Genomic DNA, 22,804 nt, shown 5'->3' with positions numbered 1-22,804 from the left:
CGCCAGGTTCAAAGGACGGCAAATCGGGGTGACTACGGGTACCTCCAAAATGAGGGATCAGTGGTGCGGCAGTAATTGACAAGACATTCATTTTTCGGACCTTCGTTCCATCGTTTCCTGTTTTCTTCTGCCGTCGACATAGGCAGCCACGCCACATGCGGTCACTGCGGTCCCGATCTGACCAGCCGGCGCTGCAGCGGTTCCCGCGCAAGAGACAAGGCATCCTGATTGGCATTGGCCTGCCGGCTTTCAATTTCAGACTGCACGGCTGGCCGCACCTGCCGGTCCAGGCCTTCCATGCCCAGCCGGCTCTTGCTGGCCAGGTCATTGAAGTCGGTGTATCCCTTCGGATCGGCCGCCTGCTCGCCCGGGGCAAAGATGGGCAGCAGCACGCGGCCGCCAGTCAGGCGGGCCGCTTCCTGCGCCTTGGCCCTGCCGGGGTTGATGCCCTGCGTCGCTTCCAGGTGCTGGTCGTTGTCCCCGGCGATTATCACCGGCTTGCCCGGGAAACGGCCGTGCAGCGCCTTGGCCACCAGTGGCAGGTTGCCGGAGTCAAAAGCGACTACTGTAGCGAAGCCAAGCGACTTTGACAGGCTGGCGGCGGTCGCATAGCCTTCCGCGATGACCAGCGCAGGCGCCCGGGCCAGCGCCTCCAGGCCGCCGACGGCGTGGAAGCAGCCGGTCTTGCGGCTGTCGCGCGCGAAGCGCTTGCTGCCATCCTCGCCGATGTATTGCATGCTCCACTGCTTGCCATCGGCGTCGGTGGCGGGAATGTAGCTGGTCTTGCCTGCCTTGTCGGTGAATATGCCCGGAGTAGGCTGCAGCCCCTTCGACACCAGGTACGGCGTCGGTTCCGCCATCGGCAGCAAGCTGGCCATCTGCCGCGCGACGCGGCTCGCCGCCGCCTCCTGCATCTGCATCTGGGCGGCCTGGCGTTCCTGCAGCCGGGTGGCCGCTTCGGCCTGCAACCGGGCCTTCTGTTCCGGGTCGAGCGCATAGCCCTTGTACTTCCAGTCCATCGCCTCGCCCGTCTTGTTGTTCTTGATATGGCCTGCCGGATGGCCATCGAGGTGGGCGACATAAAAGCCAGAACCGGAATGCTCGCTGTGCTTTTCCCCTTCCACGGTGATCCGGTGCTTTTGTCCATCCATGACGGGGTGCTCGCCGCTCACCACGCAGCGCAGGCTGCGCAGCGCATCGGCAAATTCCTCCTGCGCCGTCATGGCGGGCCCCTGCTGAAGTCCTGCCTTGCCGGGCATCCAGCGTGCCAGCCGAGCCATGTTCGCCTTCGCTCCCGCATACCAGGACTTCGCCACCTTGTCCCATGCCGCGCCCGCCGCCTTGGCCAGCTTGCGTTCGCCGTAGGGCACAGCCAGGTACTGGCGCGGTGCGGCTGGCGTGCCGTGACGCGGCTCCTGTCCGCCAGCACCCTCCGCTGCGGGTTGCCGGTGCCACTTCCCGAACACGGCGGGATCGGCCCCAGGCGGTACCGTCCACGCTTGCGCCGCCCTGTCCCAGCGCGCGCCCAGGGCCTTGGCTTCGTCCTTTTCCCTGAAAGGCACGGCAAGCAGAACGCCGGCACTCGGTGTGGCCTGGCCGCTGCCCTGTTCAAGCTGCGCCACCCGGCGCTGCAGGTCCGCGCTGCCGGTGACGGCGGCCAGTTCCGCGCTCTTGCGCGCTTCGCGGGCCGCAACCAGGTCTTCCGCAGCGCTGGCAGGATCGCGCCGCACGCGTTCTTCGTGCAGGCGGGCCAGCTTCACGGCCTTCTCGCGTTCATCCGTTTCGGAGTGCGCGTCGATCAGCGCCAGCCTGCCCGCCAGCTGCGCCGCTTCGCGCTGGGTGCCACGGTCGGCCAGCCACTGGTGGCGGCCATCGGCCTGCTGCGCGTAGACGCTCCAGAATTCCGGCCTGAGGCCAAGCTGATCGGCCGATGCTTCCTGCTGCTCTCCATCCACCTCGCCGGTAGCCATGCCCTGCACCATCACGCGGCCGTTCCAGTCGTGCGGCAAGATAAATCCCAGATGCCGCATGGCGGCTGCGTCCAGAACGGCACCGGCTTCGCTGCCGCCACCACGCACTACCTTCAGCCGCGCCAGAGCCACCTCGCTGTCGCCTGCATTTTCCATTTCCGCCTTCATGATGGCCTCCCCTTCCACCCGTTCCCCGCGTTTCTCCACCAGGGCCGTGCCGATCGCCTGCCAGTGCTGTTCCTGGGCCGCTACCACGGCCTGCTCCACTTCCGGCGATGCAAAGCGCTCGCATTCAAAGTCGCCATCCGGCCCCCACACGACGCCAGCGAGCTTCCGCCCGTCCGCCGCCTCCATGCTGCGGTTGGCGGCCTGCGACTTTGTCACGTAGCAGCATGCCGCTTCGTCCAGCGTGGCGAAGGACTGCGAAAACATGTCCTTGCCGCCCACCCGTTCGCGGACTATGAAGGGCTCAGCATCCACTGCAACAGGCGCCTGCTGGGGCGATGCAACCTGCCCCAGCGCCTGCACCTGTTCCAGTCCCAGCACATAGGCCTGGATCTTCTCGGCTCCGGAGGCGGCGCGGAAAATCTCCAGCGGATCGGACTGCAGCGCGCGTATCCATGATCCGACATAGGCCGCGTGCTGGCCGGGATCGTGGCCGATGCCCAGCTCGTCGCCCAGCAGCATGCTGGCGATTTCCGCCCGCAGCTCTTCCCGCGCATATTCCTCGCTGCCGAAGGGATGGCCAAGGTCGCGGCCCAGCCGGCTGGCGTGCCCGGTCCAGTGCCCAAGTTCATGCAGCGCCGTCGCATAGTAATTGTCCGCCGTGGGGAACTGCTCCTTGCCCGGCAGGTGGATGGTGTCGGTGGACGGCCGGTAGAACGCGCTGTCGCGGCCCTCGCGACCACCATGCTCGATGGTGGCGCCCGATGCCTGCAGTATCCGCTCCGCCCGCTCGGCCGGCGCCCAGGCAGCAGGAGGCCGTGGCGCCAGCGGCGCCAGGCCGTCGATCTGCGACGCGTTGAACACCGTGGAAAAAAACATCTGCGGCCGCTCCAGCCTGACAGACTGCCGCGCCTGGCGGCCGTCGCTGCCCAGCACCGGCTTGCCGTCGGCATCCGTCTGGCCCTGCTCCTCGCTGAATTTCCAGTACTGGATGGGCGTGCCCTTCTCTCCCTGGCGCACCTGCGCACCGGCGGAAGCAGCCTGCTTGTAGGTCATCCAGCGCTGGTCTTCATGGCCTTCGCTCATCAGGTGCAGGGCGTTGATGCCCTTGTAGCGCTTGCCCGTGGTGGGATTGAATGGCAGGAACACTCCCGGCTCGCCCGGCTTCCATGGCTTTTGCCAGGGCGCCGTCCCTTCCCTGAGCTGCGCCACCAGCTTCTCGGCGATCGTTTCAATCAGTGACTTGGGCAGGTCGTTCATGGTTCGTGCTCCCTGTCAGGGGCAGCGGCGCGCTGGCATCGGCCAGGTCAATGACGCCTGCCGCCGCATCGTGTTCATCCACGGCATCCTCGGCAAAGGAGCCGGCCTGTTCGGCTTCATCCGGCGCAAACTCGGCCCGGCTGCCAGGTATGGCGGCGTCGCCCAGCTTCTCGCGCAGGACGGCAGCCATGGCCTGTTCTTCGGCCATCGCGCCACCGGTCTGCCTGTCTCGTGCATTCTCGTTCTTCATCGTTTTCCTCCTCTTCTACGCGGTTGAAAGTCGGACGTGCTACCAGGTCAGCACCGGGACGATCACCGTGCGGACCTGCATGCGCTGGACGGGGCCAAAATAGCGCGCGTCGAAAGACCGGGGATTGGCGTCCGCCATCAGCAGCAGCTGGAATTCGCTGAGGATGTAGCGGTCGGCCTGGAAGCGCGCCATGGGACGGCCATTGCCATCGGCGGCCAGCGGCGCACTGTGCGCAAGCAGGCGCCCATTGACGCGCACGCCGTCCGGCGCCACGCTGACCGCGTCATTGCCCGCGCCAAGCACTTTCTTCATCATGTAGCCATAGCCGCCGGGACAGAAACCCGCGCCGATGTAGCCGCGCCGGCGCGCCTCTTCGAACACCCCCAGCTGGGGCGGACAGAACATCACGTAGCGCCCGGGCGCCACCGGGGCCGAACTGGTCCAGTACAAGCCGCGCGGAATGCTATGGCTGCTGTTGATGCGCGCGCCAGCCAGGTGGGCTGCCACGCCCAGCACCAGCAGCGCGGCGCCCAGCGAGGCGCTCCAGGCGCCGAGTTTCACGCATGTCCGGTTCATAGCCGTATACCCTCCCCGTCCGCATGCCGGTGCGCGTGATGCAGCTTGTCGCTTTTCGTGGGCGCGGGGATGGCGGCACGCGCCTGGAAGACCGCATCCTGGAAGTACAGCGGCTGGCGGCCGTAGATCGCCGGATAGCCGGCCACGTAGACGACCATGTCGCCGGCCTTCTCGATGTCGCCGCTGGCCGACTTGACGGGGCCGGGCATGCGCAGGCACTCGTCCGGCGTGAGCAGCGGGCGCTGCGTCTCCTGGATGGTGCGCGACACCTGCGCCAGCAAGGCGCTGGTGCGACGCCCGCTCGTCGTGACCTGTTCCTTCGCCACCGTGGTCTGGCCCGTCAGCTTGGACAGGTGCTCGGCCGTCTCCAGCCGGTTCGGCGGATAGGCATTCTGGATATGGCAGCTCGAAGTGATGCTTTCATCGGGACCATAGCCCGTTTCGCGGCTCTTGAGCTGGTTGATGTCCTGGCAGATCAGGTAGCACTTGATGCCGTAGCCCGCCAGGAAGCCCAGGGACTCCTGCATGATGTCCAGCTTGCCCAGGCTGGGAAACTCGTCGAGCATCATCAGCAAGCGGTGGCGGTAGCGTGCCACGGGGCGCCCGTTCTCGAAACTGACGCGATCGGCCAGCTGGCGCACGATCATGTTGACCAGCACGCGCACCAGCGGGCGCAGGCGCGCCTTGTCCGTTGGCTGCGTGACGATGTACAGGCTCACCGGGCTGTCGTGGTGCATCAGGTCGCGGATGCGGAATTCCGAACGGCTCACGTTGCGCGCGACGATCGGGTCGCGGTACAGCGACAGGTAGGACTTGGCCGTCGACAGCACGGAACCGGCTTCCTCCTCGGGCCGGTCGAGCATGTCGCGCGCGGCCGAACCCACCACCGGATGATTGCGCCCGTCGGCATGGCTGTAGGTGATCATTTCCATCCACAGTTCGCCGATGCCGCGGTTCGGGTCCGCCATCATGGCGTCGACCACGGACAGGGTGGCCGTCGTGCCTTCGGCGCGCGCCTTGTACAGCGCATGCAGGATCACGCCCACGATCAGCGCCTGGCTGGTCTTTTGCCAGTGCGTCTCCAGCCCCTTGCCGTCCGGGTCGACGATCAGGGTGGCGAGATTCTGCACGTCGCCCACCTCGTGCTCCGTATCCAGGCGGATCTCGTCGAGCGCATTCCAGCACACGCTGCCCTTGGCGGCGGCCGGCTCGAAGTACAGCACTTTGTTCCCTGCATACTTCTGGCGCCAGCCCGAGGTCAGCGCCCACAGCTCGCTTTTCAGGTCGGTGATGACGGCGCTGTGCGGCCACGCGAGCAGGGTCGGCACCACCAGGCCGACACCCTTGCCGGAGCGGGTGGGCGCGTACGTCAGCACGTGTTCGGGCCCGTCGTGGCGCAGGTAGTGCTGCCTGCCCGCCCGGTCCAGCCAGGCCCCCACGTACACGCCGGCGCTGGCCGGCTGCGCCCTTCCGGCCAGCATCTGCCATAGCGATCGCGTCGCAGGCAGCAGGCCGGCGGCGCGGATGTCCGTGATGTTCGCCCAGCGCGCCGAGCCGTGCAGGTACTCGCTGGCACGGGCCGAGTTCACCGAGATCATGCGGGCTACCAGCAGCCCGATCAGTCCGATGCCCGCGACGCTGATGCCCACGCTGCCCGCCTGCATCAGCGCATCCGGATACTGGCCGCGCCACCTGGCAGCCCAGCCGACGATGGCCCATGGCGGATAGACCTGGCTGGCATGCCAGCCCAGTGCGATCTGGTAGTGGAAGGCGTGGGCAAAGAACTGGGTGGCCGCCTGGAAGCCGCCAACGAGGGTGAGCGCGGCCAGCGCCGGGATGGCCTTGCGGGCGCCCCGCCGCGCGCTGCGCACCTGGGGGCCGACGGCATTATTGAACCTGTCTTTCATCGGGTCCGTCCTTTCGTCTTGATGACACCATCGGGCGTCACGGTGACGGCATCACCGGGGGCCAGCTGGCGCAAGCGCCTTGCTGCTGCGCCGCTCACCGGCAGGACCATCGTTGCAGCGCTCCGCTCCAGCAGCGCCAGCACCTGGCCGCCCGCCTCGCGCAGCCCGGCAAAGACAGCCGGCCCCTTGACACCATCATATCGTTCAAATTTCGGTATATCGGACAATCGCGGCCTTGTTTGTTCCTGCTCAAGGAGGAAGGCATCCACTGCCGCCGAGCCGGTATCCCGCCTGTCCGCTACGCCTCCCCGCCCAGGAACATGCCGTCGCATGCGCTGATCTGCTGCGGCTCCTTGCTGCTCCATGTGACCAGGTACATCACGCGGCAATAGCACTTCAGTTCCACTGCCGATGCGAACCATACCGAGTTGGGACAGCTTTCGCAGACGGTTCCTGGCTCCGGGCGGCGGATGGCCTCCAACGCCGCCAGGGTCGGACTGGGAGTGGGAGCCGCGCCGGGGTCCGGCGCGGGGCTCGCCGGACGTGGTGGCGGCGCACGCTCCAACGACTCCAGCGCCTGCTCCAGCAGCGCGTCGCGCTGCGCCTTCACCGGGCTGTCCGCCCCGGCGCGGTTGCGTTGCCTGTTCATCCTGCTTCTCCTTCGTGCCCACGGCACGCAACAGGTCCTGCCGGCGCCGCTCCAGCACGGCGTCGTCGAACGTGACCGCCAGGTGCGCGGCAGCCGCCGCCTGGATGACCTGGTCCTGGAACGCGGCGCTGCCATCGACATGCAGACAGCCGCCATAGCGCGATACCGCCATGTCCAGCGCCAGCAGCAGGCCTGCCTGCGTGGCGCCGCGCGTGATTTTCAGCTTATGCCCGTCGTCGCGGATCGTCGTCGCGCCAGCGCAATAGATGAGCGTGCCATGCTTGGTCACGCTGTCCTGCCGCAAACCATTCGGCGCCTGCGTCCCGCTTGCTTTGGCCGCGAGCGGGCTGCCGGCCAGCGTGTTTCCCGCCAGGCCCATCTGGCCGCCGCGTGCTCTCAAGGCGGCCAGCGCTTGGGCGTCGCCAGCCTCGGCACGGGTGCGCAGCCAGTCCGCCCAGGCAAGGCGGCCGTGCTGGCTGCGGATGACGCGACGCTCCGCAAGGTAGCCGCCGTTGATGCGTTCGATGTCCGCCATGAGCGTCTTCGCGGCCGCCGCATGCAGGATACGTTTGGCAAACGGGCCGCAGGCAAGCATGCGGATGGCCGCCCGCTTGAGCCTGCCCCGGCGCTTCGCCTCGGCAATCAGGCGCTGGTGCTGTGCGCGCGCACCGGCCAGGGCACCAACGCGCACTTGGACGGCATCCTGCTGCTGTTCCTGGTAGAGCGCATACAGTGCGGCCGTTGCCACGCGCAGGCGCAGCGGCTGGCGAATTTGGCCCGCCTGGCTGGGATGGCCTCCAGTCCCGGCCGGCCCGGGAGTGAATGGCCCCAGCCGCGCTTCCAGGCGCGCCCTGGAGCAGTCGCGGTGTACGGAGCTGGCCTTCACGGCCGTGCCGTCATCGGCCAGGATCACCAGGCCGTTGCCCCGTTCGCGCAGCGCCAGGCCGTGCGCCAGCAGCGTGCCGTGCAGTTCCTGCCACGAGGCCGCATCCCGCATCTGCGCATGGCATGCGCGGCGTACCAGTCCCAGCAGGCTCTCGATGCCGGCGTGGCGCTCCATGTCCATGGCGCGGCTGGCGGCGCCCGTTTGCCGCGCCTGGTGGTTGTCGCGCTGCAAGCCGAACTCGTCTTCCAGCGCCGCGCACAGCTGGCCCAGCGTGGCATGGTCGCGGTAAGGCTGGTGGATCGTATAGCGGCTGGGATGGATCTTGTTGATGGCGATATGCACGTGCAGGTTGTCCGTATCGTGGTGCACGACACTGATGCGCTGGTGCGCCCCATAGCCCAGCCCGTGGCAGATGCGCGCTTCCACGGCCTGCAGCACGGCCCGGGGCGGTTCCTCGCCGGCGGGAAAACTGAGGATCAGGTGATAGGTCTTGTCCGACAGCGCGCGCTGGTTCTGCGCCTGCGTGTTGAGGATCTCGGTGACAGCCACTGCGGGCTGGTCCGACTGGCAATTCGTGACCGTCACGCAGCCGACACGCTCCCGCTTGGCCTGCGCATCGGCCAGGTAGGCCAGCAGACTGGCAAAGCCGCTTTTCCTGGCGACCTTCATGGGAACATGCTTGGCAATCATGCGGCTCTCCCCCTGCTGGGCTGCGACTGCCGTTGACCGGCCGGTGCAGCCAATTTTTTAGCGGCTAAAGTCCGCGCCCCTGTTGCGGCAAGACTACGGCACGCATGACGGCATGCATTTCATCCTGGGTATCGGCAATCTTGGCCAGCACGGCGCGGATCGTCGCCTCGCCGAACGCGGCAGTGCGCTCGTCGTTGGTCAGCCACAGCTTCAGCAGGCCGCCCAGCCGCCCCAGGTCGCCATTGATGCGCGCCAGTTCCTCGACGCGCCGGTGATCGAGGATGCCCGGCAACCGGTGTCCCAGCCCGACCCTGCGCAGATAAGCCGCCACCGGCAGCCCGGCAGCAGCTGCCAGCCGCTTGATCTGCGCTTCTTCGTCGGGCAGCACCGGCACGCGCAGCTGCCGGGCCTTGCGGGTGGTGACGTGTCCTGGTTCTTGCATGGCGTCCTCGCAGTTGGCGCGGCACGCGCAGGCCTCGCAGAGCAGGATGTCCGTTGAGCGCCGCAGGCGCGAATAAGGCACCGTGAAGAGAGATAACCGGCCCGCCGGTTAGCTAACTTCACCTATCCTGCCCCGGCCCGCACGGCGACCGAGCCATTTAATCGTAGGACAGGCTTTCGATTTAACCCTTGTTCTGGCACAAAACGGAGCGGATTTTATCGGTCACTATTCCGAAAAGGCCTTTAAAGGCCTTATTTGCCTCCAACCGTGGCATATCAGGCTTCACCCGTGTCAGATTGGTGGTTCAACCGTGCCAGTTTTGTGGTGTAACCGTGCATCTTCCACATAACGTGAAGGGGAATAAATATCATGGAGAAACCCTATGCCGAACAACTGAGTGACTGGATCAAATGCAGCAAGCCGGCCAAGCGCGACCAGTACCTGGTCGCCTTCCTTGCCGTCAGCGACGATGTACGCGCCGCACTGGCGGCGGGCTTTCCCATGAATACCATCTGGCGCCATATGTATGCCTCGGGACGCGTACCGTTCGGCTACGACACGTTCCTGAAGCACGTGCACCGCATGCTAAAAGCCACCGCACCGGCCGAGGAGACGGCTGGACAAGGCGTGGCGTCGCAGCGGCCGTCATCCGGCCAGGCCCGCGCGGCATCCGGGAAACCGGACGCCGTGACACCCCGCCCGGCGCCAGCGCCGGCCGGCTTCCATTTCAACCCGATCCCGGACAAAAAGGAGCTACTGTAATGGCCCATATCCATATGATGCTGCAGGGTAAAGGCGGAGTCGGCAAGTCGCTGATCGCCGCCATCCTCGCCCAGTACATGCTCAGCAAGGCCCGCACGCCGCTGTGCATCGACACCGATCCCGTGAATGCCACCTTCCATGGCTACCAGGCGCTGCAGGTCCGGCGCATCGACCTGATGGAAGAGGAAGAAATCAATCCGCGCGGCTTCGACGCCCTGATCGACCTGGTGGCGCAGGCGCAGGGAGACGCCATCATCGACAATGGCGCCAGTTCCTTCGTGCCGCTGTCGCACTACCTGATCAGCAACCAGATCCCGGCCCTGCTGGCGGAACTCGATCATTTTCTGGTGGTGCACACCGTGATCACGGGCGGCCAGGCCCTGCTCGATACCATCAGCGGCTTCGCCCACCTGGCCAGCCAGTTTCCGCCGGAAACCCGCTTCATCGCCTGGCTCAATCCCTACTGGGGTCCGGTCGAGCACGAGGGCAATGGTTTCGAGCAGATGAAAACCTATCTGGCCAACAGGGAGCGCCTGTCTGCCATCGTCCGCCTTCCCGTCTTGAAAAAGGAAACCTTCGGACGCGACCTGGCCGGCATGCTGCAGCAGCGCCTGACCTTCGACGAGGCGCTGGCCATGCCCGCGCTGCCCATCATGACGCGCCAGCGCCTGAGCATCATCCGGCGCCTGGTCTACGGCGAACTCGATGCCGCGATGGTGCTGTGATGGGCGACCAGACCGAGGAGCTGCTGCGGGAAATTGCCGCGAAACATGGCATCGCCGTCGCGCGCGACGACCCCATCCTGGTATTGCAGACCATCAACAGCCGCCTGATGCAGGACAGCGCCAGGGCCCAGCAGGTCCAGCTGGATCGGTTCAAGGAGGAAATGGAAGAGCTGTCGCGGCGCTGGAGCACGGACGCCAGGGAAAAGGCCGAACGCATCGTCAATGCGGCGCTGGCCGCCGCCCGGGAAGCCATGGCTGCCGCCATGCAGGAAGGAGGCCAGCAAGCGGCAAGGGCGGCACGCCAGGAAATCGACGGCGCCCTGCTGCAGCTCGCCCGTCCCGTGCGCGCCGCGCATGCCATCGCGGTATTGAATGTTGCCGCCGGCTGCCTGGCCATGCTGGCGGCGGCCGTGGCCTCATGGGCCGTGCTGCGATAGGCCCAGCCGCGAGCCGCGTCCGGCTTGCAGCACATGGCTGCGCTCGGGCCCCTGCTGCGTCTGCTGCCGCTGCAGCAGCTTTTCCAGGCGCTGTGCCTGCTGCAGCGCATCCCACTCGCTGGCCAGCCCGGGATTCCGGGTACGCAGCTTGCGCGCAGCCAGTTCCTCGATGCGCGGCGCGTGCACGCCCATGCTGTCGCGCACCTCCCGCACCAGTTCCAGGCGGCCCAGCAGGCGCTGCATGGTTTTCTGTTGCTGCTGCACCTGCTGCTGCCACTGCGCGCGCGTGGCGGGAAATGCCAGCAAGCCCGGCTGCTGCATCTGCGTGCGCTGCAGGCGAGATGCCTGCGACTCGATCAGGTTTTCCAGCCTGTCCTCGATGCGCTCGACCTGCTCGTGCTTGGCCTCGACCTGCGCCGCAAATGCCGCGCCATACTGCGTGTCCAGCGGGGCGGCATCCAGCATTGCCGCCTGCTCCAGCTGCTCGTCCGCTGCCTGGTACAGCTGCGCGTCAGCCTGCATCTCGGCGCCGCCCCGCACGCCTGCGCTGGCAATCCTGCCTTGCTGCGGCCGCTCCATCGATAGTTTCATGATCCGCCTCCGGTGCCTGCAGGCTGTGCTCTACCGGCTCAGCTTGCGGCCCTGTTTGACGCTGGCACCGCTGCTGTGCGCCTGGCCGTCCTCGTAGCTGACACTGGTATCGATGCCCGTCCCAGGTACTTTAGCGAAATCGCCGGCGGCGTGCTTGATCAATGTCTTGCCGACCTGCTGATACACGCCGGCGCCATCGGCGTGCACGATGACGCCGGCATACGTCTTGGCCTTGTCGGCGTCACCCGCAAGATAAATATCGTAGATGCCGGGCTTGATCGCCCCTGCCTTGTCCACCTTGCTGGTGGCCCACTGTCCGCCCTGCTCGTTTTGCAGCAGGCGCTGCCCGTTCATGACCAAGACTCTTTGCTTCATCAATACGCTCCTGTTTATCGGTAGGACGTGACAGCGGCCGAATCGTTCGGCGATGGGCCATTTTAAGACGCGATACTTGCCGCTGGGCAGCTAAATGCCTGCGAAGCGGTACACATCAAACTGTGACAGCACCCACACAGGTACAAAACCATATTAACTTTCCCGGCTGGCCGCCACACCCGCGCAACTGCCTTGGCTAGGTCAAATGAGAAGATGCCGAGCCGCTAGCGGCCAGACATCAACTACTGGAAATAAGACGCTGCCATACTGATTAGCCAGCACTAGATGGATTTACCCATATTGCCGCGCCCGGGGAAAACGATCAATCCTCCTTGCCATCATCGTCAGGCGCACCTTGATAGGCGTCGTTGTTGGGGTTGAGTTGATTGGAGTGATTATCCATGCTGTCGTCATAGGCGTCGTTGTTAGGATTCATGCTGTCACTGCGATCATCATTGGCCGTTCTACCCATCATCTTGCTCCTTGAAAATTTTTTAACTTATTGCTTCCATGGTTCGGGCGAAAGTCTAGCGCACCTCAGGCTTGCTTTGCCTGTCGTGAGCCCCTTGAATTCTGCTGATGTGACTTTTCTTCGCGACCTTTCCATTATCTTTCTTTGCTGCAACACTTTGCATCCTGCGTACATCCTCGGCAGGAATACTCGCCCGAGGCGCCGGAGTAGTTTTTCTCCCCGCGTCCAGCTTGCTCGGTTTTACGGGCACCTTGATTGACACTTTCGATACTTTACTCACAATGCATCTCCCAAAAAAGCACGTTGAAATGGAGCAGTACAAATGAATGGCAACATTTGTATTGCATGAATCAGTCTCTCTGTTCAATGAGGCCAGTTTGTGTCGCATTTCCATTTTTTGCAATTTTCATGCATCACATCTGCATCGATGCATTAAGTGGTGCAATATTTCTTTACATGCGTTACCTTGCAAGATATCAATACATCATCAAGAGAAAAAGCCCAATGGCAAAGCTAACCTCCCCTCCCGGCCCTGTACGCACGGCTCCCGGATATGCGGACTTCAACTCGTATGGGCTGATCGCGCAAGAACTGATTAAGAAGTACCCAGACGCCCATTCGACAATCGCTCCACGCTCCCTGGCTGGCAAAATAGGCAGTCTGGATCAAGGACAGCGAACCTGGTGGGCCAACCATCCGGCGAGTGCAATCGGACTGGCAGAATTGCTGCAGGTGTCGCGGGAAGATCTGGGACTGCATGAGCAGGCATTGAATCGCCATATGTTCGTTCTCGAAGCCTTTACGGAGTTGCCTCCACTGGACTTGAAACATGGCAGGCCGTGGCATCTGGCGAGTGCACAACTGGCGTCTTCTCAGCGGGACCCAACGGAGCGAAGCATCCCCACGCTTGAGCACTGGCTTGCACCTGCCCAATGGATACAGCGCCCGCCGTATGATATGGATTGGCTATATGTCGAAGATGACCTGGAGCGCGAAATCCTTTCCGGGTCATTGGCGGCAGCTGGCCATTTTGAAGTTGTACATGCAGAAACGCTGGCTGATGCGGGCAGCCGCCTGCAAGTCCAGAAACCTGTGATCATCTCCGTGCGTGGCGACGGAGGGGATGCGGATATGGCCGCCTTGGCACACCGGCCAGAAAACGCGGGCGTGCTGATAATCGCGCCCTTTATGTTGCCAACCCGCAAGGAAACAAGTTCTGCAGAATATTTCGGATGGGAGCAGCGATCATCCAACCGGCAGGAACGGAATCGGTTTCAATTTGACCTGCCCGGACAATCTGCCACCCTGAAGCGCTGGACATGGACACTTCTTCCGGACTGGCGCAATCAGTTGCTCAAGCTGGTGGATGCGCATATCAACCAGCACAACGTCGACAGTCTGTTTTCTGAGCAACGCATCACCGACTGGCTCAAGGCATTCGACCCCAGTGGCGTATGGTTTTGCACCACCACGGACCTGCTGCACCTGTGCCGGATGGGACACTATCGCGGCACCAAACTTCCCGGAGCGAGCGACGTCAATGCAGGCCAACAGTTTGCCATATCACTGCTGCAGAAGGAAACGCCTTGCTCTGGCATGCAATTGACACAGCTGGCAAAACTGCGCTGGCAACGCGGCGATCTGCCATGGAAAGGTGCATTGCCGCTGGAAACATGGCATGCGCTTGCGCCAGCAGGCATGACGACGGCGATCAGGGAAGCATTGAATGAAATTGCCCTTGCGCAAAACGAACCTGCCAGACTGCAAGCTGCGGCACAGCTTGCAATGCGGCTGGAAGCAAGCAATCCGGAGTGGCTGCTTGCCAGTGGCTTGCTAAAGCAGGAAAGACGCGGATTTTTCGAGTTTCAGCACCGCGCCCTGGCCAACCTTGCCGTACGCGATTATCTGATACATCAAATAACACAAGAAACTGTGGATACTTGGGCAATGACTTGCTTTGAAGAACAGCGCAGGTCGATGCTTGATGCTGCTCTGGATGCCGTTTCGCTCGCCGACCTGATAAATGCTACTGAGAAACTAGATCTTATCACCCAGGATTCTGCGATGAATATTGGCGCCTCCGAGGCCTTATTCATGGCCGTGGCGCGAAAAATTGCGAAAGGGGAAGAGTTTCCTTCTTCATATATTGCCGCGCTCACGCCCCTCGCACAATGCGTGGTGGGACGTCTGGATTTTACTCAGAGGGAATGGTCTTTACCCAAGCCATGGTCGAGGCCGTCGGCATCGCAAGATGAGCAAATCGAATGGGTCAGCGCATGCTGGGCCTGGAGCCTGCTCCCGGAAATACGCATGACTATCTCGGAGAAATGGCTGTTTCCCGGCTGGTGCACAACGCTGGGAGAGGCACCGCCATGGCTAAGCAGCCTATGGCCGGACTCGAATTGCGAGCAACTCCCACATGCCTGGACAAACTTCTTTTCAATTGCCGATGAATGGGTAAAGGACCTGAGCCAGCCTCTAGTGGATGCTCCGCGCCTCTTGAGAATAGCCCTGCTCGGAAAAGCGGCACGCGGCGCATGGAGTGCCGAACCCTCGTGGTGGCAAGAACTTACCGATTTTGTACATGAAGCATGGATATTTGAGAGTTTATTAAAACGGATCAATTTTAACAACCCGGACGGAGCGGTCAGATTATGGCCGTCCTTTTTGCTGTCCGAGCGCACGAACTCGGACGACTTTGCCCGTTACTCCCCAGTACGCCGGTGGCTGCTGGAACAGCTCAATCCCACCAGTGGACTAAACTCGCTAACACATGACGATCTTCTCTACCTGGCGAAAATCCCGGAATCCCTGCCGCCGGAATTTCGGGCGCCGCTACTTTCATCGCTGATGACGGCGATATCGGAAATGGAGTACTGGGAGCAACTTCCGTTCCTTCAGCGTTTCGGACCGAGCGCTGCGCCATCCCTTGTCAGTTACCTGCAAAACGACAGCATGGTCGACGCGGCAATCGAGTGCTTATGGGATTGGCAACCAGAAACTGCTGTAGCATTGCTGCGCAAAAAAACGCCTCTCAGCGCAACGACGCTCGGTGGCTTGGCGTTATCCTGCCCGGCAAACCACCTGACGGCGGCGATTGAATTGCTTTTGAACGAACCAACATTACTCGATGCATCAACACGCATCTGGTGGGCAAGAGGACACTTGAGCAAGTCTGGCGCACACTCCCGGCAACTATTTGAAATCATCACAAACCTGCCCTCAGAGGCTTCGTGACTAGACCTTGCGTCACCACGACCACATCTGCCATCAAGAAAAATTCCATCATTGCTTAGATTCGTGGGATCATGCACACGGCCAACGCCATCGAAAGCCTGAATATGAAGGCGCGTAAGGTCATCAAGAATCGTGGCCACTTCCCCAACGACGAGGCGGCGAAAAAACAATTCGCCATTCTGTTCGCCGAGCGCTTCACGGCGCACCTATGACCAAACATTGAAACTAGCTAAATGACGTCGGACACAAAAAAATCCTGATGCTCCCAGCACACGGGGACGTGGGACGCAGTGCCGCGTCTGCAGGACTGCCGATGCGCCGTCCTGCCTTCTGTATCAACTGCTGGATAATGCCCTACTGGCTCAGCTTGCGCCCTTGCCTGACGCTGGCACTGCTGCTGTGCGCCTGGCCGTCCTCGTAGCTAACACTGGTGTCAACGCCCGTCCCAGGTACTTTAGCGAAATCGCCGGCAGCGTGCTTGATCAATGTCTTGCCAACCTGCTGGTACACGCTGGCGCCATCGGCGTGCACGATGACGCCGGCATGCGTCTTGGCCTTGTCGGCATTACCTGCAAGATAAATATCGTAGATGCCGGGCTTGATCGCTCCGGGCTTGTCCACCTTGCTGGTAGCCCATTATCCGCCCTGCTCGTTTTGCAGCAGGCGCTGCCCGTTCATCACCAAGACTCTTTGCTTCATCAATACGCTCCTGCTTATCGGTAGGACGTGACAGCGGCCGATTCGTTCGGCGATGGGCCATTTTAAGACGCGATACTTGCCGGTGGGCATCTAAATGCCCGTGATGTGGCACACATCAAACTGCATCCGTGCCTGCTTCGCCATCCGGCACGTCCCTGAGCCGCCGCGCCTGGCGGGACATGCCCTGCAGGATGGCGTCGGCAAGATCAGCGGGAAAGCCGGGTGGCAGCAAGCCATACATGGCGGCTACCACAGCATCGGCATGCCCTTGCACCTCGCCGATCACGTCCTGCGCCGCGGCCGCGCCGAAACTGGCCTGGCGGGCCTGGCTCAGCCAGTGGCGCCGCTGAATCTGTTCCAGATGGTAATGGTTGCTGGCGCCGCGCACAGCCATCGCCAGCCGGGCATTCTGGCGCGGCAGCTGGTGCGCGCCGGGACCGATGATGGGATGGGCGGACAGCACGTCGTAGAGCGGCGTCAACTGGAAACGACTGTGCGGCAAATGAAAAATGCTGAAGTTCTTCGCGTGGCCATCGGTCGCCGCCAGCAGCCAGAACACAAGTTGGGTCTTGAAGAAGCGGCGGCGGTCTGCCTCGGCCTGCGCAGACCCGAGCAGGATATCCATGATGCGGCTGATGCCCGGCCCGCCATCGGCCTGATACTTGTGCAGGGGAGGCGTACCGGTCGCCTGGCAAAAATCCTCCTGCGGCAGCCGGACGATCCAACTGCCGTCGCCAGACAGCCTGCGGTCGAAGCGCTCCACCACCAGCGTCTTCAGGTCCTCGAAAGTGGCGATGCGGCATGGCGCCGTGGGCAGCCCGAACGCGTGCATGATCTGCGAACACAGCCATTCGTTTTCCACCGAGGTGCGCATGTCCGCCCGCATATTGCCCACCAGCCCCATGGGCAGCTTTAAGATATGCGTCGTCGGTGTGCTGCCGGTGGGACGGTGCCACTGGCCGCGATGCCATAGCAAGGCCGTCTTTTCCTGCGCGCCGGCAATCGACAGGCGCAGGTCCGGCTCTTTGCCAGCATGCCCGAACGGGGCTTCCGCGACCGTGTTGCGCAGTATCCTCGCCACGCCAGCCTCGTCCAGCGCCTCGCCCGTGATGGTAAACAGGTCCGTAGGTACCTCGCCGGGCGGCAATAGCTGGATGGCGCCGACACAGTCGCGCCCGGCCGCAGCGAGCAGCTGGTACGGCGCGATGCCGCGGGTCTGGAAGTGCTGGGCCATGCGGCGGCGGATCGGTTCGCTGTCAGGCAGGAGGTTGTCGAAATAATTCTGCACCAGCGGGCCGCGATAGGCGCCCCCCTGCGGCTTGAAAGGCATCGACAGCGACAGTGGCCGTCCGGCCTCGTCCTCGATCCAGGCGTCAAAGTAGGTCAGTGACGAGGTGCCAGCGGACGCATCCCAGTAGGCGACCGGCGTGCCGTTCAGCCACAGGTTCAGGCGTTGCGCATGCGCTCGCCGTCCCATGGCTTACCAGCGCTCCCTGGCCGATGGTGGAGGTTCCTGCCTCGCCGGCGCTTCCGGCCGCGCGGGACCGGGCGCACGCTGGCGCGCGCGGCGGGCGGCGGGCGGCCCCGCATCGGTTGCTTCCTCCGCGATGGCAGCGTCCGGGGATGGTTGCCCGGCTGGCGAGAGCAACAGTTCTGCCCCCAGCAGGCGCAGCACCGTGTACAGGCGCTCGACGCTGGTGGAAGCAGGATTGGCTTCGATCTGCGCATAGCTTTGCTGCGTGATGCCCAGTTGCTCCGCCAGCGCCTGCTGCGACAGGCCGGCCTGCTTGCGGAAGCCGACGAGAATCGGCCGCAACTGCTGCAAGGATCGGATCGGATAGTCCATGGCGTGTCCTGGGGTGTGTATCTACAGTATAGGAACTGTGAAACGCAATTACAAGAACCAGACTGTAATTTCATTTTACAGTCCATAAACTGTATTTCAGGAATTCCAATTGATTACTGGGCGGCACGGCCAGTAATCCAGTGGCTCAGTTAGCGCTGTGGAATTTCAGCCAGAATGCTTCGCGGCAGCGACTGTCAAAGCGCCTGACCGCTGGCAGCACCTCAACCGGCGCCTGCCCGTTCGATGGCACTTCATAGGTGATCCAGCACTCCGCGCAGGCCGCCTGCGATGGACAGCTGTCCTCCTCGGACGTGCGCCGCACCACCACGCCATTGCTGAAGTAATAGGTCGCCACTTCCTGCCGTACCTCGAAGCCATCTTCCTGCCAGGAGGATTGCGCGATGTCGCGCCGCTCAATCACGGCCTGGCTGGGCAGCTTGAAAATGGCACCGATGTAAGTCAGCAAGTCATTCATGGTCATGTGGCAAATAATTGGACGGTTCCGTCTGCACGTCAAGACACGCTGGTCGCAGCTGCAGGAGCGCGCAAGAGCCGAAGTGTAGCACCAGCCCTGACCCTCGAGATACGCGCCGTAGGGCATGGTTGCATCAATCCCCGGCACCCAGCAGCCTGAGCGGCACAAGCCCGGAAAGCGCCACCTCCACTTCGACACCATCGGCGCGCCGCAGCCAGGCCAGCCCTTCCCCACCAGGCCGGCGCCCCAACACCAGCACGCCTTCGCCCTGCCCATGGCGCACCAAGAGGCCGGTGCAGCGCCAGCGGCTGGCGCCAGCCTGCGCGGCAGGAGTGGCCTGCGCGGCAGGAGTGGCCTGCGCGGCTGCCGGCGAACCGGCAGCCGATGGCACGGCTGTGGCGTCGCCGCTACCGGGGGTGATCTCTTCCTCCTCGCCAAACTTCGCACCGAGGAATGCGCGCAGCAGCTTGACGGCGCTGCGCGTGATCTCCGGTTCGCCCTCGCGCAGCCAGGCTCCGACCTCGCCCGGATGCGACTTATAGGCCGTCACCAGTTCATTCACGGTTGTCACGTCGCGTACCCTACCCTCGTTGAACGCCAGGGCGATGGGTTCCGGCAGGTCCAGCAGGGCCGCATGCTGCGTCACGAAGGAGGCGGACTTGCTGATGTTGCTGGCGATCTGGCCCCGCTTCAGGCCCTTCGACAGTTCACGGCCGATGTAATTGGCGATCTCGCGCGCCGTCAACTCGTTGCGCTGCAGGTTTTCCACCACCTGGTCGGTCTCGCTGTAGTCGTCGTCGATAAAGCCGGGGATGGCCTCCAGCTGTGCCAGCCGCGATGCGCGGTAGCGGCGCGCGCCGTGATTGATGATGTAGCGGCCGGGCCGGTCGGGATGATGACGCACGGAGATCGGCGTCTTGATGCCGCGCAGGCGGATCGAAGCAGCGAGTTCAGCCAGGCTGTGCGCCGTAAAGCCCGGATTCGCGGCCGAGCGTGGCTGCAGCGGGTCTTCGTCGATATGTTCAAGCGACAGCGCCAGCGGCCTGCCCTCCGGCGCGCGGCCGCTGGCGGCACCCGGCGGCGCGGATGCCTTCTTCATCGCGGCTGGTCCGGCTTGCCGTACGCCACGAACCAGGTCAGGTAGCAGAAGAAGGCATAGTGCAGCAGCAAGGTCCATCCGGCATGCGCGCCAGGCGTATCCCATAACACCAGCGCGCGCACCAGCTGGAACAGCACGTCGCACACCATGATGAAGCGCAGCACTGGCCAGCACAGCACGCTCAGAACCCATAATATCTGGCGTACGCTATGACCATTTGCCAGTGGCTGTGACGCAGATCGTCGTCCAGGCGCAGGGGAGCATGCCTTGTCCTTGCTCTTGGTAACGGCTGGGAACTGAATAATGTCAGCCATGCTGACCTCCTCATCGGTTACGCGCAACTCATCTCCGCGCTGAAACACAGCATATATAGTTGCGCGACACAGCTGCTCCCATCTTGATCTGGATTAAACCGGTGCACTTGCATACGCCGATTTTTAGCAGCTAAAACTGCAAAGACCATCAGATGCCCTTGTGGCAGCGACATGCAAACACCGTTGATCCAGTCGATATACCCGCCCGATTCCAGTTGCATTAGCCGTATGCGCCATCGATACTGACCACGTATTTTCGGAATAATGATTGTGAATACAATGTCGACACACCGCCACTGGCGACACGACCTCAACGAACCGATCTGAGTCTTTGCCGCCATGCTGGCACCGAACCTGTCTCACTCGCTGAGGAGCAAAAGGAGCGTACCATGACCCAAGTCGCATTTCCTTCCCCCCCAGAGCCACCCGCAACTCCAACGCTCAATGAGGAGCGTTTCATCCGCTTGGCTGAAGTGCTGGCCACCTGCGGGAAATCCCGCAGCAGCGTTTACGAAGGCATCAAGGATGGCACCTTCCCGGCCCCGGTAAAACTCAAAGGCCGCTCATCGGCCTGGCTCAAGAGTGAAATCTTGCAATGGATGCAGGCGTGCGTTGCCGCACGGCATCCTGTCCCGGTTGCAATACAGGAGACGTCCATGCAAAGAGTGACAGCGACTGGTTTAAACACGCGCAACAGGCGTCCGCCTACGTAAGGCGGCCCAATAGCAGCCGGACGCAACAGCCTCCAACCGGCCAGAAGCGACCATTTAAAGAAGAGTGACAATGTATGAGAATTTCTACTCGGCAATCCTCTATGCTCTGTTGCCGCTATCGGCCGATTGCGTTGAAAAACATAGCTACCTTGACGTTAAGATAGAAATCCTGCCAACCTGGACTGGCCAGAACCGCCGCTATTGAACGATCAGCGACAGATTGGAGGTCTGCGTCCTCCTGAAAATGTTGTCGTTCGATTTTTTCAACACATTAGGGCGAAAGGGGACGGTGCCATTGAGTCGCCCACAGCAGCTTAGACTCTCTTAAACCATGGTTCTTGAAAGTTGAGAAACCGATGGGTCGTGTTGAGGCCTGGGCGTTCTAGCCGGTTCCTCGTGTGCGATCTCGTAGCAGCCTGATCCAACGACGAGATCGGATCTGACCTGTCTCCCCCCTGCCCAGCAACGACTTCTACCGCGCTCTAGCACGAGATGCTTGAGCTTCGGTGGATTCCACCATGAACTCTTCCGTGGCTAAATCCTTTGCAACGTTAATCACGGGTTTCGCGGGGCGCGGAGCAATCGATTCAAGTTCCTTCTCGCATGATTTCTGTTCTGCAACGATGCATTTAAGTTAAAGTGTTACGTTGATCGATTGATTCCGCGGCCAGGAGTCGACCTTTTCGGAAAGGGCCGGGAAACGATGATCAGCATACAGGACTGATGTATAGCTCATTAGCCATCTGAAATGCCTAAACTATGCGAGTTTCGGCTGTTAGTTATTTTAAACGTTACCCATCTGAAATCCTATTACTTGAGCGAGTGACTTTGAACATTGATCTGAACGTTATTGCGACTGGCCTGGCAGCTCCCGTGGCGCTGCTACTCGTCAAAACCATCTTGGATTTCAGCCTTGCCCACTACTTTGTGAAGTACTTCTACTGGCTTCCTGTTCGAGGGTTCTTTCGGGACCATCCGCAAAACCTTTCCGGTAAATGGGAACAAACTTGGGAGCCTGGTGGTAGCGAAACCTTTAAGAATGCAACGGACAGGCACAGCTATACAGACGTCAAACAGTTTGGCCGATATGTCTACGCGGAGTTCGATTCGAAGGGCAAGACGTACTGCACATTCGGAAAAATCCGGAACGGCTATGTCATTGGGGAGTGGTACGACAAAGCAGACCGCTATGCATACTTTGGTGCTATGCAGCTGCGCATTTTTGGTGGCGATGTACTTACGGGCTTATACATTGGGCATTCCTTCCGAACGGGTGAGGTTGGCCATGATAGATGGAACTGGCGCAGGCACATGGCGTGAGACAGCTAGCGAGTTGCTCGACCCGATGACCGTAGGAAAGCCTCCTTACGTGGTTCAGTTTAACCGTTCTTCTTGACAGTCTGCTCTGGAGCCAGGCTGTGTAAAAACGTAAAGAAAATTCGAGATCAAAAAAATCGGCCTCTCAGAACGGCCGCTATGCGATTTTCTTAGTGGCAAGACGGATAACCCTACCCATGAAAATTTCAAGTTTGTGCGTTTTTACACACCCTGGGGCGAAAGCGGTCGGTGACGTAAGTCTAGAGAAGCGCGCAGATCGTGTCATTCTTTATTGTTGCAAGCTATGAACTTCGAAAAGTCTCGGCGAGCGATTATTTCAAACTTTATTGCACGCGTCGCGTGTCAAAATCGGCCCGCTTCATAGCAGCACTTATGTCTAACTTTTTTGTTAGTCCACCCAGTGAAATGCCTTCCCACCTAAATCAGCGCCGTGCGCGCTTTCAATCTGATCCAATATGGATTGCACTGGACCGCTGTCGTCCGTTCCTACGGCAAGTTGCCAGCCCTGTTGCAACGATTGCGTCAACGCGCTTAACCGAAATCATCAATGAAGATCGGCCTGATCGACATTAGGATCGGGCCGTGTAGGCATTGCCTCAACGTTACAATGCTCGAGTATTGAAACGAAACTTGAACTGAACGACGTTAGCACCGAAAGGTGCTTTTGAGGGTGTTTTTTGGCGGTACGGGGAATACCCACTTCACTGCCAAGCAAATGAAGTCCGGCACCCGAAGGCAACATGTGGGGGTGCTCGATGCCCGGATGAAAAGTTTTCCTCTCCGGACTTATGTAGTCGTCGCACTGTCCGTTGTCCGGCCTCGTCCATGCGGATCCAAAGCGGATTTTTCATACTTTTTTCATACCAAACAAAAAAGGCCTACACTAGATCAGTGTAAGCCTTTGATATCAAACGAATTCTTGGTGG

The 22,804-nt window shown here is 61.8% G+C and carries 20 protein-coding genes and 3 pseudogenes; 8 read left to right on the top strand and 15 right to left on the bottom strand.

What is annotated here, in order from left to right; all coding sequences use genetic code 11:
* Window positions 1-161: 161 nt before the first annotated feature.
* The 6 genes from O3298_RS10885 to traJ all read right to left on the bottom strand — a co-directional run bounded on the left by O3298_RS10885 (window position 162) and on the right by traJ (window position 8,795).
* Window positions 162-3,395 carry a zincin-like metallopeptidase domain-containing protein gene (locus O3298_RS10885; RefSeq protein WP_305059325.1) on the bottom strand — a complete coding sequence of 1,078 codons (3,234 nt, stop codon included), beginning with the start codon at window positions 3,393-3,395 and terminating at the stop codon, window positions 162-164.
* Window positions 3,367-3,645 carry a hypothetical protein gene (locus O3298_RS10880; protein ID WP_305059323.1) on the bottom strand — a complete coding sequence of 93 codons (279 nt, stop codon included), beginning with the start codon at window positions 3,643-3,645 and terminating at the stop codon, window positions 3,367-3,369. The genes O3298_RS10885 and O3298_RS10880 overlap by 29 nt, the downstream gene beginning before the upstream one ends.
* A 39-nt stretch (window positions 3,646-3,684) precedes the next feature.
* Window positions 3,685-4,221 (bottom strand): conjugative transfer signal peptidase TraF, encoded by a 537-nt coding sequence (gene traF / locus O3298_RS10875; protein ID WP_305059322.1) that lies wholly within the window; start codon window positions 4,219-4,221, stop codon window positions 3,685-3,687.
* The gene (locus O3298_RS10870; RefSeq protein WP_305059321.1) at window positions 4,218-6,128 is read right to left on the bottom strand and encodes a type IV secretory system conjugative DNA transfer family protein; all 1,911 of its coding nucleotides are present in this window, start codon (window positions 6,126-6,128) and stop codon (window positions 4,218-4,220) included. The genes traF and O3298_RS10870 overlap by 4 nt, the downstream gene beginning before the upstream one ends.
* Window positions 6,125-8,353 (bottom strand): TraI/MobA(P) family conjugative relaxase, encoded by a 2,229-nt coding sequence (gene traI / locus O3298_RS10865; RefSeq protein ID WP_305059320.1) that lies wholly within the window; start codon window positions 8,351-8,353, stop codon window positions 6,125-6,127. Before traI ends, O3298_RS10870 begins: the two co-directional genes overlap by 4 nt.
* 64 nt (window positions 8,354-8,417) lie before the next feature.
* A complete protein-coding gene (traJ, locus tag O3298_RS10860; RefSeq protein ID WP_305059319.1) occupies window positions 8,418-8,795 on the bottom strand; it encodes a conjugal transfer transcriptional regulator TraJ in 378 nt (125 codons plus the stop codon).
* A gap of 369 nt (window positions 8,796-9,164) precedes the next feature.
* On the opposite strand from traJ, the gene O3298_RS10855 reads away from it, so the two are divergent.
* From O3298_RS10855 to O3298_RS10845, 3 genes are read left to right on the top strand one after another with little or no spacing between them, the layout of a single operon-like run.
* Window positions 9,165-9,557 (top strand): TraK family protein, encoded by a 393-nt coding sequence (locus tag O3298_RS10855; protein ID WP_305059318.1) that lies wholly within the window; start codon window positions 9,165-9,167, stop codon window positions 9,555-9,557.
* Complete coding sequence (locus tag O3298_RS10850; RefSeq protein WP_305059317.1) at window positions 9,557-10,282, top strand: conjugal transfer protein TraL; 726 nt, start codon at window positions 9,557-9,559, stop codon at window positions 10,280-10,282. Before O3298_RS10855 ends, O3298_RS10850 begins: the two co-directional genes overlap by 1 nt.
* Window positions 10,282-10,719, top strand: a complete 438-nt coding sequence (locus O3298_RS10845) for a conjugal transfer protein TraM (RefSeq protein ID WP_099419676.1) — start codon at window positions 10,282-10,284, stop codon at window positions 10,717-10,719. The genes O3298_RS10850 and O3298_RS10845 overlap by 1 nt, the downstream gene beginning before the upstream one ends.
* On the opposite strand, the gene O3298_RS10840 is transcribed toward O3298_RS10845, so the two are convergent.
* The 3 genes from O3298_RS10840 to O3298_RS10830 form a co-directional block, all read right to left on the bottom strand.
* Window positions 10,699-11,310, bottom strand: a complete 612-nt coding sequence (locus O3298_RS10840) for an IncP plasmid survival protein KfrC family protein (RefSeq protein ID WP_305059316.1) — start codon at window positions 11,308-11,310, stop codon at window positions 10,699-10,701. The genes O3298_RS10845 and O3298_RS10840 overlap by 21 nt on opposite strands.
* A 30-nt stretch (window positions 11,311-11,340) precedes the next feature.
* Window positions 11,341-11,685, bottom strand: coding sequence for a KfrB domain-containing protein (locus O3298_RS10835; RefSeq protein WP_305059315.1), 345 nt, complete (start codon window positions 11,683-11,685; stop codon window positions 11,341-11,343).
* Window positions 11,686-12,007: 322 nt separating this feature from the next.
* A complete protein-coding gene (locus O3298_RS10830; RefSeq protein WP_305059314.1) occupies window positions 12,008-12,160 on the bottom strand; it encodes a hypothetical protein in 153 nt (50 codons plus the stop codon).
* Window positions 12,161-12,502: 342 nt separating this feature from the next.
* On the opposite strand from O3298_RS10830, the gene O3298_RS10825 reads away from it, so the two are divergent.
* Complete coding sequence (locus O3298_RS10825; protein ID WP_305059313.1) at window positions 12,503-15,394, top strand: hypothetical protein; 2,892 nt, start codon at window positions 12,503-12,505, stop codon at window positions 15,392-15,394.
* 77 nt (window positions 15,395-15,471) lie between these two features.
* A pseudogene (locus O3298_RS10820) lies at window positions 15,472-15,606 on the top strand (transposase); the annotation flags it as partial.
* Between the two features lie 142 nt (window positions 15,607-15,748).
* Here O3298_RS10820 and O3298_RS10815 read toward each other — a convergent pair.
* The 6 genes and pseudogenes from O3298_RS10815 to kleE form a co-directional block, all read right to left on the bottom strand.
* Window positions 15,749-16,018, bottom strand: a pseudogene (locus O3298_RS10815) (KfrB domain-containing protein); the annotation flags it as partial.
* A 190-nt stretch (window positions 16,019-16,208) separates the two neighbouring features.
* Complete coding sequence (locus tag O3298_RS10810) at window positions 16,209-17,570, bottom strand: type II toxin-antitoxin system HipA family toxin (protein ID WP_305059312.1); 1,362 nt, start codon at window positions 17,568-17,570, stop codon at window positions 16,209-16,211.
* Window positions 17,571-17,573: 3 nt separating this feature from the next.
* Entirely contained in the window at window positions 17,574-17,939 is a 366-nt protein-coding gene (locus O3298_RS10805) for a helix-turn-helix transcriptional regulator (protein WP_305059311.1), read from the bottom strand.
* Window positions 17,940-18,084: 145 nt separating this feature from the next.
* Window positions 18,085-18,414, bottom strand: coding sequence for a hypothetical protein (locus tag O3298_RS10800; protein WP_305059310.1), 330 nt, complete (start codon window positions 18,412-18,414; stop codon window positions 18,085-18,087).
* A 133-nt stretch (window positions 18,415-18,547) separates the two neighbouring features.
* A complete protein-coding gene (locus O3298_RS10795; protein WP_305059309.1) occupies window positions 18,548-19,513 on the bottom strand; it encodes a ParB/RepB/Spo0J family partition protein in 966 nt (321 codons plus the stop codon).
* Entirely contained in the window at window positions 19,510-19,827 is a 318-nt protein-coding gene (gene kleE, locus O3298_RS10790) for a KleE stable inheritance protein (protein ID WP_305059308.1), read from the bottom strand. Before kleE ends, O3298_RS10795 begins: the two co-directional genes overlap by 4 nt.
* A gap of 108 nt (window positions 19,828-19,935) precedes the next feature.
* Here kleE and O3298_RS29170 point away from each other — a divergent pair.
* From O3298_RS29170 to O3298_RS10780, 3 genes and pseudogenes are all read left to right on the top strand, one after another.
* Window positions 19,936-20,073 (top strand): annotated as a pseudogene (locus tag O3298_RS29170) (hypothetical protein); the annotation flags it as partial.
* A gap of 143 nt (window positions 20,074-20,216) precedes the next feature.
* Window positions 20,217-20,540: an AlpA family transcriptional regulator gene (locus tag O3298_RS10785; RefSeq protein WP_305059307.1), complete on the top strand. Its 324-nt coding sequence runs from the start codon at window positions 20,217-20,219 to the stop codon at window positions 20,538-20,540.
* 828 nt (window positions 20,541-21,368) lie between these two features.
* A complete protein-coding gene (locus O3298_RS10780) occupies window positions 21,369-21,860 on the top strand; it encodes a hypothetical protein (protein ID WP_305059306.1) in 492 nt (163 codons plus the stop codon).
* Window positions 21,861-22,804 lie beyond the last annotated feature (944 nt).

Source organism: Janthinobacterium sp. SUN137 (assembly GCF_030587265.1).
GTDB lineage: Bacteria > Pseudomonadota > Gammaproteobacteria > Burkholderiales > Burkholderiaceae_D > Janthinobacterium > Janthinobacterium kumbetense.
Note: the sequence above shows the minus strand (reverse complement) of the source record. Positions and strands in the feature narration are given on the sequence as shown.

What these genes read in the sequence shown, in the direction of transcription:
- O3298_RS10885 (WP_305059325.1), bottom strand. Translation starts at nt 3,395, where the DNA reads ATGAACGACCTGCCCAAGTCACTGATTGAAACGATCGCCGAGAAGCTG.
- O3298_RS10880 (WP_305059323.1), bottom strand. Translation starts at nt 3,645, where the DNA reads ATGAAGAACGAGAATGCACGAGACAGGCAGACCGGTGGCGCGATGGCC.
- traF (WP_305059322.1), bottom strand. Translation starts at nt 4,221, where the DNA reads ATGAACCGGACATGCGTGAAACTCGGCGCCTGGAGCGCCTCGCTGGGC.
- O3298_RS10870 (WP_305059321.1), bottom strand. Translation starts at nt 6,128, where the DNA reads ATGAAAGACAGGTTCAATAATGCCGTCGGCCCCCAGGTGCGCAGCGCG.
- traI (WP_305059320.1), bottom strand. Translation starts at nt 8,353, where the DNA reads ATGATTGCCAAGCATGTTCCCATGAAGGTCGCCAGGAAAAGCGGCTTT.
- traJ (WP_305059319.1), bottom strand. Translation starts at nt 8,795, where the DNA reads ATGCAAGAACCAGGACACGTCACCACCCGCAAGGCCCGGCAGCTGCGC.
- O3298_RS10855 (WP_305059318.1), top strand. Translation starts at nt 9,165, where the DNA reads ATGGAGAAACCCTATGCCGAACAACTGAGTGACTGGATCAAATGCAGC.
- O3298_RS10850 (WP_305059317.1), top strand. Translation starts at nt 9,557, where the DNA reads ATGGCCCATATCCATATGATGCTGCAGGGTAAAGGCGGAGTCGGCAAG.
- O3298_RS10845 (WP_099419676.1), top strand. Translation starts at nt 10,282, where the DNA reads ATGGGCGACCAGACCGAGGAGCTGCTGCGGGAAATTGCCGCGAAACAT.
- O3298_RS10840 (WP_305059316.1), bottom strand. Translation starts at nt 11,310, where the DNA reads ATGAAACTATCGATGGAGCGGCCGCAGCAAGGCAGGATTGCCAGCGCA.
- O3298_RS10835 (WP_305059315.1), bottom strand. Translation starts at nt 11,685, where the DNA reads ATGAAGCAAAGAGTCTTGGTCATGAACGGGCAGCGCCTGCTGCAAAAC.
- O3298_RS10830 (WP_305059314.1), bottom strand. Translation starts at nt 12,160, where the DNA reads ATGATGGGTAGAACGGCCAATGATGATCGCAGTGACAGCATGAATCCT.
- O3298_RS10825 (WP_305059313.1), top strand. Translation starts at nt 12,503, where the DNA reads ATGAATCAGTCTCTCTGTTCAATGAGGCCAGTTTGTGTCGCATTTCCA.
- O3298_RS10810 (WP_305059312.1), bottom strand. Translation starts at nt 17,570, where the DNA reads ATGGGACGGCGAGCGCATGCGCAACGCCTGAACCTGTGGCTGAACGGC.
- O3298_RS10805 (WP_305059311.1), bottom strand. Translation starts at nt 17,939, where the DNA reads ATGGACTATCCGATCCGATCCTTGCAGCAGTTGCGGCCGATTCTCGTC.
- O3298_RS10800 (WP_305059310.1), bottom strand. Translation starts at nt 18,414, where the DNA reads ATGAATGACTTGCTGACTTACATCGGTGCCATTTTCAAGCTGCCCAGC.
- O3298_RS10795 (WP_305059309.1), bottom strand. Translation starts at nt 19,513, where the DNA reads ATGAAGAAGGCATCCGCGCCGCCGGGTGCCGCCAGCGGCCGCGCGCCG.
- kleE (WP_305059308.1), bottom strand. Translation starts at nt 19,827, where the DNA reads ATGGCTGACATTATTCAGTTCCCAGCCGTTACCAAGAGCAAGGACAAG.
- O3298_RS10785 (WP_305059307.1), top strand. Translation starts at nt 20,217, where the DNA reads ATGACCCAAGTCGCATTTCCTTCCCCCCCAGAGCCACCCGCAACTCCA.